General features: G+C 46.5%; 13 protein-coding genes. 11 read left to right on the forward strand and 2 right to left on the reverse strand.

Annotated features, from left to right (window positions below; translation table 11 throughout):
- Positions 1 to 35: 35 nt before the first annotated feature.
- Complete coding sequence (locus CHI14_RS18170; protein ID WP_095289996.1) at positions 36 to 386, forward strand: DUF5665 domain-containing protein; 351 nt, start codon at positions 36 to 38, stop codon at positions 384 to 386.
- 13 nt (positions 387 to 399) lie between these two features.
- Here CHI14_RS18170 and CHI14_RS18175 read toward each other — a convergent pair whose 3' ends face one another.
- On the reverse strand, positions 400 to 1,143 hold the full coding sequence (locus CHI14_RS18175) for a TraR/DksA C4-type zinc finger protein (RefSeq protein WP_095289998.1): 744 nt from the start codon (positions 1,141 to 1,143) through the stop codon (positions 400 to 402).
- A gap of 218 nt (positions 1,144 to 1,361) precedes the next feature.
- Here CHI14_RS18175 and lspA point away from each other — a divergent pair, with 218 nt between their 5' ends.
- The 8 genes from lspA (at position 1,362) to CHI14_RS18215 (ending at position 7,939) form a co-directional block, all read left to right on the forward strand.
- Positions 1,362 to 1,856, forward strand: a complete 495-nt coding sequence (gene lspA, locus CHI14_RS18180; RefSeq protein WP_095290000.1) for a signal peptidase II — start codon at positions 1,362 to 1,364, stop codon at positions 1,854 to 1,856.
- A gap of 55 nt (positions 1,857 to 1,911) precedes the next feature.
- A complete protein-coding gene (locus tag CHI14_RS18185) occupies positions 1,912 to 2,832 on the forward strand; it encodes an RluA family pseudouridine synthase (RefSeq protein WP_481856429.1) in 921 nt (306 codons plus the stop codon).
- A gap of 109 nt (positions 2,833 to 2,941) precedes the next feature.
- Complete coding sequence (locus CHI14_RS18190) at positions 2,942 to 4,195, forward strand: LL-diaminopimelate aminotransferase (protein ID WP_095290005.1); 1,254 nt, start codon at positions 2,942 to 2,944, stop codon at positions 4,193 to 4,195.
- A 182-nt stretch (positions 4,196 to 4,377) separates the two neighbouring features.
- On the forward strand, positions 4,378 to 5,292 hold the full coding sequence (locus tag CHI14_RS18195; protein ID WP_095290008.1) for a decaprenyl-phosphate phosphoribosyltransferase: 915 nt from the start codon (positions 4,378 to 4,380) through the stop codon (positions 5,290 to 5,292).
- 35 nt (positions 5,293 to 5,327) lie between these two features.
- Positions 5,328 to 5,960 carry an HAD family hydrolase gene (locus tag CHI14_RS18200; protein WP_095290010.1) on the forward strand — a complete coding sequence of 211 codons (633 nt, stop codon included), beginning with the start codon at positions 5,328 to 5,330 and terminating at the stop codon, positions 5,958 to 5,960.
- Complete coding sequence (locus CHI14_RS18205) at positions 5,957 to 6,277, forward strand: EamA family transporter (protein ID WP_095290174.1); 321 nt, start codon at positions 5,957 to 5,959, stop codon at positions 6,275 to 6,277. Before CHI14_RS18200 ends, CHI14_RS18205 begins: the two co-directional genes overlap by 4 nt.
- A gap of 4 nt (positions 6,278 to 6,281) precedes the next feature.
- Positions 6,282 to 6,584, forward strand: a complete 303-nt coding sequence (locus CHI14_RS18210; RefSeq protein WP_249281158.1) for a DMT family transporter — start codon at positions 6,282 to 6,284, stop codon at positions 6,582 to 6,584.
- Between the two features lie 53 nt (positions 6,585 to 6,637).
- Positions 6,638 to 7,939: a DUF6080 domain-containing protein gene (locus CHI14_RS18215; RefSeq protein ID WP_095290014.1), complete on the forward strand. Its 1,302-nt coding sequence runs from the start codon at positions 6,638 to 6,640 to the stop codon at positions 7,937 to 7,939.
- Between the two features lie 150 nt (positions 7,940 to 8,089).
- Here CHI14_RS18215 and CHI14_RS18220 read toward each other — a convergent pair whose 3' ends face one another.
- The gene (locus CHI14_RS18220) at positions 8,090 to 10,765 is read right to left on the reverse strand and encodes a YhgE/Pip domain-containing protein (RefSeq protein ID WP_095290015.1); all 2,676 of its coding nucleotides are present in this window, start codon (positions 10,763 to 10,765) and stop codon (positions 8,090 to 8,092) included.
- Between the two features lie 659 nt (positions 10,766 to 11,424).
- Here CHI14_RS18220 and pyrR point away from each other — a divergent pair.
- Together pyrR and CHI14_RS18230 are read left to right on the forward strand one after the other, a co-directional pair.
- Entirely contained in the window at positions 11,425 to 11,988 is a 564-nt protein-coding gene (gene pyrR / locus CHI14_RS18225) for a bifunctional pyr operon transcriptional regulator/uracil phosphoribosyltransferase PyrR (protein WP_095290017.1), read from the forward strand.
- Positions 11,988 to 12,899: an aspartate carbamoyltransferase catalytic subunit gene (locus CHI14_RS18230; protein WP_481856430.1), complete on the forward strand. Its 912-nt coding sequence runs from the start codon at positions 11,988 to 11,990 to the stop codon at positions 12,897 to 12,899. Before pyrR ends, CHI14_RS18230 begins: the two co-directional genes overlap by 1 nt.
- Positions 12,900 to 12,960 lie beyond the last annotated feature (61 nt).

Genomic DNA, 12,960 nt, shown 5'->3' on the forward strand with positions numbered 1-12,960 from the left:
GTTACTCTATGATACCAAAGGAACTGAGCGAACACATGAATGAAGACAAGCAGGCATCGTCCGCTTCACAAGCCAATCCACCACGCAGCGATAATGACAAAATTGAGGAACTCCATACCCTGACGAACCGACTCGCTAACGAGCTTGAGCGTTCACGTATTGCACAATATACGGAATTGTTGAATCGGCCATGGAAACTGATTGGGCTCAACCTGTTATCAGGCGCAGCAAGAGGTGTTGGGATCGCCATTGGTTTTACTTTTTTTGCGGCCACCATCATTTATGTGTTACAGGTGCTGGGAGCCCTCAATCTGCCAATCGTAGGAGATTATATTGCAGATATCGTCCGTATTGTACAACGTCAGCTTGAATTGAACACATATTAGAGGTAGAGCATGTCTAGTACATGTCATATGGATCAGAATCGTTGTCAATTTCGAGCAAGCCTTCGCCCTCACGATTCTCCAAATACTGCCGGTACTGTCTGTTGCGAACGATGGATACGTCATGACCATAAATATCGGTTGCTACAAAGCTCTCATAGGCTTCGACGCAGCCTTCAACCTCATCTGTAGCTTCAATGGCCATCACATCGTAACTGTCAATATCGCGACCTTCAGCCATGGCTGGTGTGTTCGATGTGCCCCAACTTTCAACGATCTGCCACGCATCTTCACCATCGAAGCCATTCTGATCATCGCGCTCATCGAGACTCGTGCGTCCAAAGGCCGGAGCGAGGAACTCTTCTTCCACTGGGCGGTTATCGGATACTACAGTTTCAGGCTGATGTTTTATGCAGTACTTGGTGTAAGGAACGGCTTGCATACGCTCGTAAGGAATGGGCTGCTGACAAACTGCGCAAGTGCCGTAATGGCCTTCTTCGATGGAATGCAGGGCAGAGTCGATACGCTCCAATTGGAATTCATCATGCTCCAAAAGGGAAATATCTTTCTCCCGGTCATACATTTCGGTAGCTACATCACCGGGATGATTATCGATAGGGGATAATTCACCCGTTTGAAATCTCATGGACCCACTGAGGCCATAATGGTCATTTTGCTCAAGCCGATGTTCAATACCACGTTTTTCAGCCATCAATTGGGAACGCAAGGATTGGATTTGTTCTGAAGTAAGATGTGCCATCGTTTTCCCCTTTCTGTCCGTCTGGAATCCGAATTTGGTCTCGGTCTAGGATGTGCCAATCAGCCCTTGATTACAGAAGGGAAATGTTATCGATTTTGCCATTAAGAAAGGGAAAACGCCCGTCGTGGACGACTTCCAAACAGCTGTGCTACAATGAACAAGTCTGGCGTAAAGCCTGGTATGGTTTGGAAAAGACAAGAACGGAGTGACGAACAAACGTGGTGTATTATATCCTCGCTTTTATCGTATTTTTGGTGGATCAGGGAACAAAGTATTTAATTGCGACCCAAATGGAACTTCGGGAAGAAATTCCGGTTATAGGCAATTTCTTTGTAATCACTTCACATCGCAACTCAGGCGCAGCTTTCGGTATTTTGCAGGACCAACGCTGGTTTTTTATCGTCGTTACCGTGATCGTGGTGATTGCTTTGATCTGGTACTTGCAAAAAGTGAAAAACTCCCCGCACAAATTGCTGCCAGTAGCACTTAGTCTGGTGCTTGGTGGAGCCATCGGGAATTTCCTGGATCGCGCTTTGACGGGTGAAGTCGTGGATTTTGTCCAGCTTAATTTTGGCAGTTATACGTTTCCGATTTTCAATATCGCCGATTCGGCCATCTGTATCGGGGTTGCACTGATTATTGTAGAGACGTTTCTTGAGGGACGGCGCGAGAAGGCAGCCGCGAAGATTGAAGGGAATGAACATCATGAGTAAAATGCACAATGAAGAACAAACTACTGGGGATACGTCTGCACAAGACGATGACCTGATGAATGACAATGAACGATTGGAATGGACCGTTTCGGCTGAACATAAGAAGGAACGCATTGACAAATATATTACTGAAGCTATGGATGATGTCTCCCGTTCTCAGGTCCAACTATGGATCGGAGATGGTCTGGTTACCGTAAACGGAGCTGTTGTAAAGGCTAATGCCAAATTAGCTGAAGGGGATCTGATTGAACTTCGGGTTCCTGAACCAACGGCTGTAGAGATCATTGCCGAAGATATCCCGCTTGAAGTGGTATATGAAGACAGCGATGTCATCGTCATTAACAAACCGCGTGGTCTTGTGGTGCATCCGGCACCTGGACATACATCAGGTACACTTGTGAATGCACTCATGTATCACTGTAAAGATCTTTCCGGCATTAACGGAGAGCTGCGTCCTGGAATCGTGCACCGGATCGACAAGGATACGTCAGGCCTGCTGATGGCTGCCAAAAACGATCGTGCTCACGCCTCATTGGCTGCCCAGTTGAAGGATCACAGTGTAAACCGCCGGTATATCGCACTTGTTCATGGTCATTTGAGTCATGATCAGGGAACGATCGATGCGCCTATTGGACGCGATACGAATGATCGTAAAATGTATACCGTGACCGAACGTAACAGCAAACATGCTGTCACGCATTTTAATGTTACGGAGAGAATTAACGATTATACGCTGCTTGAACTGAAACTGGAGACAGGTCGAACGCATCAGATACGTGTGCATATGAAGTTTATTGGTCACCCGCTTGTGGGAGATCCAATCTATGGACGTAACAAGGGTATCAAAATGAACGGACAGGCATTGCATGCCGCGGTTCTTGGTTTTGTTCATCCGGCAACAGGCGAATACATGGAATTCTCAGCTCCGCTTCCACAGGACATGGAAGATGTCCTTGCTTCACTGCGCAGCCGCTGACCCCTCGGGAAAGTACAAATGTTCGGATACTTTGTCCATGGCTAAACATGGGCAAATGCTTCATATTAGATTGTAGAAATTTGCGTCAAATGAGGAGATGAACATGAGTATGAGTATCGATAAATATCAAGAGACATACATTCAAACCAATTTTGCCGACCGTATTGGCGGCTCCAACTATGGTAAAGACACCAACATCTATAAATTCGAGAAAATCAAACGCGCCAAAGCTTCGGCAAAGAAAGATTTTCCTAATGTTGAACTGATCGACCTTGGCGTAGGTGAACCGGATGAGATGGCTGATGCAGGCATCGTAGCTGCTCTCTCGCAAGAAGCTTCCAGACCGGAGAACCGTGGTTATGCTGATAACGGGATCCCTGAATTCAAGGAAGCGGCAGCTGCTTACCTGAAAAATGTATTCAATGTTGAAGGCATTGATCCGGCAACAGAAATTGTGCACTCCATTGGATCCAAGCCAGCTCTGGCAATGATGCCTTCGTGCTTCATTAATCCAGGTGATGTAACGATCATGACGGTTCCTGGTTATCCGGTTATGGGTACACATACCAAATATCTGGGCGGAGAAGTCTACAACATCCAACTGACGAAGGAAAACAATTTCCTGCCTGATCTGACAACCATCCCTGAGGATATTGCAAAACGTGCAAAATTGCTGTATTTGAACTATCCAAACAACCCGACAGGTGCTGGAGCTACGGTTGAATTCTTCACTAAAGTGATTGAATGGGCGAAAAAGTACAGCGTAGTTGTTGTTCACGATGCTCCATATGCTGCACTGACGTATGACGGCAATAAACCATTCAGCTTCCTGTCCGTACCTGGAGCGAAGGATGTAGGCGTTGAGCTGCACTCCTTGTCCAAGTCTTACAACATGACAGGATGGAGAATTGGATTTGTTGCAGGGAATCCGCTTGTTGTTAAAGCTTTCAGTGATGTGAAGGACAACAACGATTCGGGTCAATTCATCGCGATTCAGAAGGCTGCTGCCTACGGTCTGAACCATCCGGAAATTACGGAGAAAATCGCAGAGAAATATTCCCGTCGTCATGACCTGCTGGTTGCTGCGCTGAACGAACTGGGCTTCCAGGCGGAGAAACCGAAGGGTTCCTTCTTCCTGTATGTTGAAGCTCCAAAAGGTGTAGTAGGCGGACGTCGTTTCGAGTCCGGGGAAGATTTCTCCCAATTCCTGATTCGTGAAAAATTGATTTCTTCTGTACCTTGGGATGATGCAGGTAACTTTGTTCGTTTCTCCGTTACCTTTGAAGCCAAAGGGGAAGAAGAAGAGAAACGCGTTATCGCTGAAATCAAACGTCGTCTGAGTGACGTACAATTCGAATTCTAATGGAATTCACCAATACAAGTGAATGAAATAAATGGAGAGACCGGAGACGGTCTCTTTTTTTATGTCCGTAATTTTATAATAAATTCCGTATTATCCCTTTACAAAATTACCCAACCAACTTATGATTAAGTCTTTACGTTATTTTTATATACATAAGTAGGTTTGGAAGGGAGTTATGGAAATTGTTTACTTCAAGAACAAATACGGTATCCTCACATACAGCAGGAACGGGTAATACCATAACAGGGTTGTTCAAGCTGCTAAGACCGAAACAGTGGACCAAAAATTTGCTGTTATTTGCTGCGTTATTGTTTTCCTTTGAGGAAATTCGCACGGAAACCATTTTATCAACATTGCTTGGTTTTATTTTGTTTAGCCTCGTTGCAGGCTGTGTGTATATTTTAAATGATTACGTGGATCGGGATAGGGATCGACAGCATCCGGTGAAGCAGTTCCGGCCGATTGCCTCTGGACAGGTTCAGCCTGCCTATGCTCTGCTGTTTGGCATAATTCTGTTGATTCTTACTGTAGGCATTGCTTTTGTGATGAACCCGCTTTTTGGTGGACTGTGCATGGTTTATTTCCTGTTGAACGTATCTTACTCTTTTGTGCTTAAACATCTCGTTATTGTGGACATGATGACCATCGCAGCAGGATTCGTTCTTCGTGCCATAGCGGGCGGTGTATTGATTCATGTACCTTTTACACCCTGGTTCCTGATCTGCACCATGCTGCTGTCCCTGTTTCTGGCGATTGGCAAACGGAGAAATGAGCTTACTCTGCTTGAGGGAAATACCGGTTCGCATCGTAAGGTGCTGGATAACTACTCCGTCACACTGCTGGATCAGTTTAATACCATCGTGACGACAGCAACGATTATTAGCTACTCTTTGTTTACCTTCACCTCTGACCGTACAATTCACCTGATGTGGACTATTCCGCTGGTGATCTACGGCATGTTCCGATATCTGTATCTCATTCATATGAAAAACCAGGGGGGCTCACCGGATCGTGTTTTGTTTGAGGACAAGCCCATTTTGGTTACCGTCATTCTGTACGTGGTTAGTGTTGTGGTCATCTTTGCGATTTTTGAATAAGGAACTTATCGATATAAAGTTTGAGGGGGATCAGGGTGAGAAGCAGTAAAATTGCCATTTTTGATATTGATAAAACAATTATACGCCGGGATTCGATGTTTCAGTTTGTGCATTACGGCGTTCGCCGTTACCCTGGACAGGTATGGAGGCTTCCGCTTATTGCCTTTCATACCGCGATGTTCAAGGCGGGGCTAATGAGTGTGGAACAAGTCAAGCGTTCGTACTTTAAAAGTATTGAGCGTATGACCGAACAGGATCTGGAGCATTTTTTTGATACCCGATTGCGTACTGCCATTTTCGCAGAGGCCAGTGTGGAAATGCAGCATCGCAAGGAAGCGGGATATCATGTGTTGCTCGTGACTGCGTCTCCGCATGCTTATATGAAATATTTTAAAAACTTCCCTTGGGTAGACCATGTTATTGGAACCGAACTCGTGCGTCATCAGAATGGGTATACCTGTACGATTGAAGGCGTGAATTGCAAAGGAGAAGAGAAGGTACGCCGAATACAAGCTTACCTGCGTGAGAAAAACATGGTTATTGATTATGAACAGTCCTGCTCTTACTCTGATTCGCTGTCCGATCTGCCGGTGATGCAGCTTGTGGCACAGCGCTATTTTATTAACAGAAGGGTTCCGGATATGGAGGCATTATCGTGGGGGAAATGAAGGGACGTCATACGGGCAAGGGATTAATGCTTGTCTCCGCTTTCCTCACGGCCACCGGACAGTTGTTCTGGAAATGGGGGCTGACGGAGTGGATCTATCTGGGCATCGGATTTGTGTGCTATGGGCTGGGAGCCATCTTGATGATTAAGGCTTTTGCTCTGGAAAAGTTGTCTGTGGCTTATCCGTTGATGTGTGCAAGCTATGTTTTTGCGCTCATTTACGGTCACTTTCTGCTGGGAGAAGAGCTCACGATACAGAAGCTTGCAGCCGTTGTGCTGCTCGGAATCGGGGTGACGTTAACCAGTGTTGATCGATAGCTGGATGGTGGTTGTACTGATTGTAATGACATTATGCGGTGCTATGGGTGGTGCTGGTTTGAAAGCCTACGCCACAAGTCGCAAAAAGCTCCATGTCCTCATGGGCCTCGGTTTTTATGGTATGGGCGCGCTTCTGAACATTGTGCTGCTGAAGTTCCTTCCCTTAACAGTGGTCCTGCCTGCCAATGCGCTGACGTATGTCTGGACACTTTTCATTGCAAAGTTTGCATTCAGGGAGAAGGTGGGCCCGCTTCGCTGGCTGGGTGTGGTTTGCATTATGGGCGGTTTGTGTTTCTTGGTTTGGTAATACGGATAAGTGCACAGAGAATTTTTGAAAAATGACATATTGGATGTGAATGCATGAAATTTCTGGACTACATATGGTATGATCGCAAAACGAATTGGGCGGCACTATGCCTGTTCGCGGGATTTGCTCTTTTTTACGCTCTGATGAACGTGCCCTATGTTCTGTACATTGCGGATCAGTCACAGGTTCTTGGAGCCTATTCACCATTTAACACGCAACAATTTCCACTGAATTTATTTAATTTCGATCCGTCCATGTACTATGGGGCGAACAGTTCTTCGGTTATTCATCCGTTAATATCTTTTCTTGTCGTCACGCTTGGTGCAATATCGCAATTGCTGGGAGGGAACTGGTTCTTTCTTATTCTGCAATCCCTGATCAATGCCGGATCCGTAGTGCTGGTTTTTATTTTTCTTAATCAAAAAGATAGACAGATCGCAGCACCACTGCTCTTCGCGGTTCTATTCGGATTTAGTTCATATTTGATGTTTACGGCACTTATTCCGGATTCCTATCCGTATGTACAGTTCTTTATCCTATGGTCCGTTCTTTATATGCAATATACACGTGAACGGGATGATGTGCGCTATGTGCCAAATGCCCTGATTGCAACGGTTAATTTTGGACTGACCTTAACGAACATTGTTCCTTTGGCTGCTGCTATGTTTTTCAATTGGCGTACCTGGCGAAAGGCTTCCACATGGAAAAAGTATATTGGAATCATGTCACTGGCGGTCGCCTTCATTATCGTATTGACAGGTATTCAGTATATCGCATTCGGGGGAAGAAGCTGGGTTAGCAATTGGCTGCTCGGAATTCAGAATGGAGGCACCAGCTATGCTACGCCTTTCCAGTTTGCCGCTCATTGGAAGGCACTGACTCTGCTGACGATTAATCCGATGCTCTCTCCCAAAGTTCATTTGCTGGATCCGGGGCTGGTCGCTTTTGTAACGGATCTGTCCCGCTCCAACCCGATTCATGTTCAGCTTGTCGGTATCTTGATCTTGCTGCTGGCGCTGATCGGGTTCATCAAGGGGATTCGTGAACGGGAAGTGTGGACCCTTGCACCCTATATTTTGTTTGCATTTCTGCTGCATATCGTAGTTGGCTTCGGGCTGGCTGTGTTCCAATACGATATGTACCTGTATGCTGGTCACTATCTGTTTGCCTTTTTCCTGCTTGGTGGAGGGTGGGTGATTGGTCTTCGTCCAGGGATCGGCAAAAAAATAGTGCTCGGTTTACTCTTCATTAGCGTACTGGTGATGGCAGCGAATAATATCTACCGTCATGTAGAAACACTGACCACGATCAAACAGTCATACGAAAAATTGCAGCAGACTCAGACTGTGAATTGATGTGAATAGTAAAAGAGAGACAAGCCATATGGATATGATGTCCACTCGGCTTGTCTCTCTTGCTTTTAATTCAATGTGTAATTCAATGGGTGAATTCTAAGCAACACCCCTCTGCAGCAACATGCCGAGGGTTCTTTCTATTGGAAGGAATCAGGCGATAATTTTGGTCTTCTTTGCATTCTCGGCCGAACGCTTGGTGAGACTGCTAAGCGGACGTTTCAGCACAAGTGCAAGGATAAGACTGAGTGCTATAAATATACACAGCCATAGAATATCCTTGAGAGCAGCCTGCCACAAAATGCCACCGACTGATTCACGAAGAAGGCTGATTGCATACGTGAAGGGCATAAACGGGTTCAATGCCTGGAAGAAGGGAGAAGTCATGCTGATTGGGAATGTTCCTCCCGAGCTTGAGAACTGAAACACCATGAATATTATCGCAAATCCTTTTCCAATGTTTCCGAATACGGACAATAGGGTGTATGTGATCGTGACGAACACGGCGCTTACCAACATGGCAAACAGGACAAACCATATTTTATCTGCTACATATGTTCCGAGAATCAGCATATCTCCGACCGTTACGCACACAGCCTGAAGCAACCCTATAGTCAGGAACGTACCCAAGCGTCCAAGGTACAATTGGTACCCTCGAAACTTGCCGTCCGGATTTTCTGCCTCAGCCCGAAGCAGGGAAATCAGGAGCGTGGATCCGACCCACAGGGACAGTACGCCGTAAAATGGCGACATGGCCGATCCGTAATTGGGAATCGGATACAATTGATTTTCCTTGATCTGAACGGGACTCGCAAGAAAGGCACTCTCTTCCTCAATATCCCCGCGCAGCAGTTTGGCAAGTTCGGCAAATTGATTATTGCCTTCGACCTCTCTGAGTTTATCTGCCGCCTTGCTGATGGCACTTTCCAGGTCCGGCAGGTCCTCTCGCACAAGTGTGGCAACGCGGTGCACGCCTTTTTCAACCTCTGGCAATTGATGTTGTACAAAGTCGGATGCTCTGCCAATCTGCTTCTCCGCCTGTGGCAGATCGTTGCGGACAAAATCGGCTGCTTCGTTCAGCTTGGCCCCGACTTTGGGCAGGTCATTCTGAATGAAAGGCGCTACTGTATTCAGTGCCTGGATGAAAGCTTCACTTTTACTTTGCAATGTCTGTGAGATTTCATGAATCTTGTTCTGTATTTGGGGCAGATCACTTTGGATTTTTCTTAATTCCGTCTGTCCAAAAGTAATACCTTCCTTGGTAGCTGACAGGATGTCTGCTACATCCGGTAATTTGTCTTGGGCACCTTGTAAAGTATCTGCTGATGCCGAGAGAATAGATCTTAGTTTATCTGCTCCGGTAGTAAGAGCAGGCTCAATTTCAGCATCATACGCTCCAAGGATTCGGTTCACACCGCTGTTGATTTCCTCTGATAACGTGCTCAGCTGAGCAATGATATCAGCTGGTGGAGTGGTATTGCGACGTAATGCATCGCTGATGATACCGGCAAGCTTCGTTTGCAGCTGTAACTTGTCCGATAGGGTATTCAATCTGGTGATTTTATCGGCTAACGGATGGTTTGGAAGGAGATTGTCCATCTTGCCCAATAGGTCGGCCATACTGTCAACCAATTTTACGGCAACGGCAAGCCGAACAGCTATGCTGTCCAGTTCGTCTGCTGTAGGGAGTGCGTTAAGATCCGTACTCTGAAGTCGTTTAAACAGATCTTCGCCAGCACTTGCGATCTGCTGCACCAGCAATAGATTTTGCCGGATCACTGGTCCGATGGTCTGAAATGCTTCTTCACTGGCATCCACGAAACGGTTCATGCCTTCAGCGAGTTCCACTCCGTTTTCGGTAATGCCTGAGACAGTGACAAGTTTATCTTGAGCAGCGGTTACGATAGTTAGAGCCTTGTCCGTTTTGGTTAAAGCCGTATCAATGACACCGGATACTTCACCAAAATGTTCATCCACTTCTTGAATACGTTCCACTGCTTTTCGAATATCCGGAATTCGCTCCTGTATGGCTAGTACCTCGGCAGAGGCATTCATAATCTGTGGCCAGTATTCCTGCACTTTAAGTATATACTGTGCCGCTTCGTTAATTTCAGGCAAACGTTTCTCAACTTCTACAATTTTTTGGGCTTCTTTGACGATTTCCGGCATCGCCTTTTCCACTTCCAGCACTTTTTGTCCCGCAGACTGTATGGCAGGAAGATTCTTTTCCAGTGTAAAGATTCCATTTTCCATCTTGCGCAGGGTAGGTAGCTGTGCATCGATCTCCACACCAGCTTCTTTTAATTTGGTTAATACCGCCTCGCTAACCGCTTCGGTAAAACTTTCGTTGATTTGCGTTGTAATAGAAGAGATACCTGATCCCGTGATTTTGGGAGCAATGGCATTGACTTTCTCATTCACGGTATAGACGACTTCTGGACGTTCCAGTTTCCCATCGACAATACCGGTGATTTTGGATGAAAAGTCACCTGGGATAAGCAGACTTGCATAATACTCACCCGTCTGCACACCACGGCTGGCCTCCGCCTGATCTACAAATGTCCAACCCAGCTTATGATTCTGCTTCAGGCTGGCCACTAATTCGTCTCCTATGTTAACCGTTGTTCCAGCGACGGTTGCTCCCTGATCTTCCGTGGTTACCGCGATTTGGATTCCTTGAGTGTTGCTGTACGGGTCCCACACCGATTTAACGTTGACCCAGTCATACACCCCGGGCAGTAAAATAATGGCTACAATTAAGAATATGCCGGTTGGTACTTTTAAAATATGAAGCCAGTCCGTTTTGTAGATTTGCCATATGTTACGCATGATGTCCTCCTAATTCAAATCAAATTCTAGGTTTTATATCATTCCCATCTCAGGAAGATACAAATCTTTATGTATATCGGTTCCTGTGTAAGGAATGTGAACGGGCTCGCTTTAAAGTTGTTTACCCCGTTCTTGCGTGAATAATTGATCTTTCCTGTAATATAAGCAGCTATAAACAAAAGGGTTAAATTGGATCGATTCAAGTTTGCAAATACCTATGGATAAATATACAGAATTATTGTATAATTATGAGTAATGAATGAAATGTGATGTGCATGGATGTTTTTCAGCCGCCCTGTTGATTCTAAAGGGAATACAGCAGGGGAGTTCGCCTGCTAAGGTGAGGTGTTGACAGGGGGTTGTCTTTCTGTCATAATTCATGAAGATAAACGGACATATTGATCAATAGCGCCCTGTGAGGCACTTCAGTATGTTCGACATGAATAGCACCTTTAAATCAGTCCCGTGAGACTGGCAAGGTAACGTGAACGATTCATCGTTTTTTGCTGCGGCAAGATAACGGTGCATCCCGAGAGTAAACTTTCTTCAGAGCGGTCTGAAGTTCGGAGACTCCTTGCCAATAAACACGGCAAGGAGTCTTTTTTGTTCTCCTGTCACGGGGCCATGATCTGGAGGGAAATCCTGAGGAGGCTGAACGCATGAGCACAGAAACACATGTCATTATGGATGAAACGGCGATCCGCCGCGCATTAACACGGATTGCCCATGAGATTTTGGAAAAAAACAAAGGGATCGACGGTTGTGTGCTGGTCGGTATCCGTACGCGGGGCGTTTATCTCGCAGAACGGATCGCCGCGAAGATTGAAGAAATCGAAGGCGCTAAAGTCCCCTGGGGAGAACTGGATGTAACTCCTTATCGCGATGACCGCTTGGACGAGAACAAAGCAAATCGCAAGGAACTGTTGACAATGACACCTGAATCACTTTCGATTCATGACAAGAAAGTGATTTTGTTCGATGATGTGCTCTATACCGGCCGTACCATTCGTGCAGCGATGGATGCCCTGATGGACTGTGGAAGACCACAGAACATTCAGCTGGCCGTACTCGCGGATCGCGGACACCGGGAACTTCCGATCCGACCTGATTTTATCGGCAAAAACGTGCCGACTTCCAAATCGGAGGAGATTGAAGTGGCACTGATGGAAACGGACGGACAGGACGAAGTCAAAATCATTCAGAACCGGGGGGAGCAAGCATGATGATTACACAGACAGCATTGAAGGACCGGAGCTTGCTTGGACTGAAAGAACTTAGTCGCAGTGAGATTGAAGCGATTCTTAACAGAGCAGCCCACTGGGAAGCTCAGAAGGATAAATTGGTACCTGTACTTGAATCACGCTTTGTTGCCAACATGTTCTTCGAGAACAGTACGCGTACTCGCTTCTCATTCGAAATGGCTGAGAAACGACTGGGTGCACAAGTGCTGAACTTCACGGCAGCAGCTTCAAGTGTAGAGAAGGGCGAATCCATCTATGATACGGTACGAACACTTGAATCCATGGGCATTGATGCGGGAGTCATTCGGCTGAAACCAGCAGGTGTTCTGCAGCAGCTGGCTCAGAAGGTGAATGTTCCACTGGTTAATGCGGGAGACGGAAATAATGAACATCCAACCCAGGCGTTACTGGACCTGTACACCATGCGAAAAGCCTTCGGTGAGCTGAAAAGTTTGCGTGTATCGATCATTGGAGACATCATGCACAGCCGGGTTGCACGCTCGAACTTGTGGGCGCTGCAAAAGTTCGGAGCAGATGTACGCTTCTGTGCTCCGCAAACGATGCAAGCCCCGGAACTGGCAGAGCACGCTCCTTATGTAGGTCTGGATGAAGCACTGAATGCGGATGTAGTCATGATGCTGCGGGTTCAGCTGGAACGCCATAAGCATGGTCTCATTACCTCGGCAGAGGATTATCGCGAACACTACGGATTGACGGAAGGACGGGCGGCACGCCTGAATCCAAACACCATTATCATGCATCCTGCTCCTGTTAATCGGAACGTTGAAATTGACGACGCGGTTGTAGAGAGTACAGCATCGCGGATTTTCCCGCAGATGGCGAACGGTGTTCCGATTCGCATGGCGGTCATGGAACGCGCATTAAAGCTGTAACAGGGTCTGGCTATGGGTCATAGGCTGACAGTGCGGATCTTCTTTAGAACGGTAAAGTACA

The organism is Paenibacillus sp. 7516 (genome assembly GCF_002272715.1).
In the GTDB taxonomy this organism is placed as follows: Bacteria; Bacillota; Bacilli; order Paenibacillales; family Paenibacillaceae; genus Paenibacillus; species Paenibacillus illinoisensis_A.

Coding starts and splice junctions, on each gene's coding strand:
- CHI14_RS18170 (WP_095289996.1), top strand. CDS start 36: ATGAATGAAGACAAGCAGGCATCGTCCGCTTCACAAGCCAATCCACCA.
- CHI14_RS18175 (WP_095289998.1), bottom strand. CDS start 1,143: ATGGCACATCTTACTTCAGAACAAATCCAATCCTTGCGTTCCCAATTG.
- CHI14_RS18185 (WP_481856429.1), top strand. CDS start 1,912: ATGAATGACAATGAACGATTGGAATGGACCGTTTCGGCTGAACATAAG.
- CHI14_RS18190 (WP_095290005.1), top strand. CDS start 2,942: ATGAGTATCGATAAATATCAAGAGACATACATTCAAACCAATTTTGCC.
- CHI14_RS18205 (WP_095290174.1), top strand. CDS start 5,957: ATGAAGGGACGTCATACGGGCAAGGGATTAATGCTTGTCTCCGCTTTC.
- CHI14_RS18210 (WP_249281158.1), top strand. CDS start 6,282: ATGGTGGTTGTACTGATTGTAATGACATTATGCGGTGCTATGGGTGGT.
- CHI14_RS18215 (WP_095290014.1), top strand. CDS start 6,638: ATGAAATTTCTGGACTACATATGGTATGATCGCAAAACGAATTGGGCG.
- CHI14_RS18220 (WP_095290015.1), bottom strand. CDS start 10,765: ATGCGTAACATATGGCAAATCTACAAAACGGACTGGCTTCATATTTTA.
- pyrR (WP_095290017.1), top strand. CDS start 11,425: ATGAGCACAGAAACACATGTCATTATGGATGAAACGGCGATCCGCCGC.
- CHI14_RS18230 (WP_481856430.1), top strand. CDS start 11,988: ATGATTACACAGACAGCATTGAAGGACCGGAGCTTGCTTGGACTGAAA.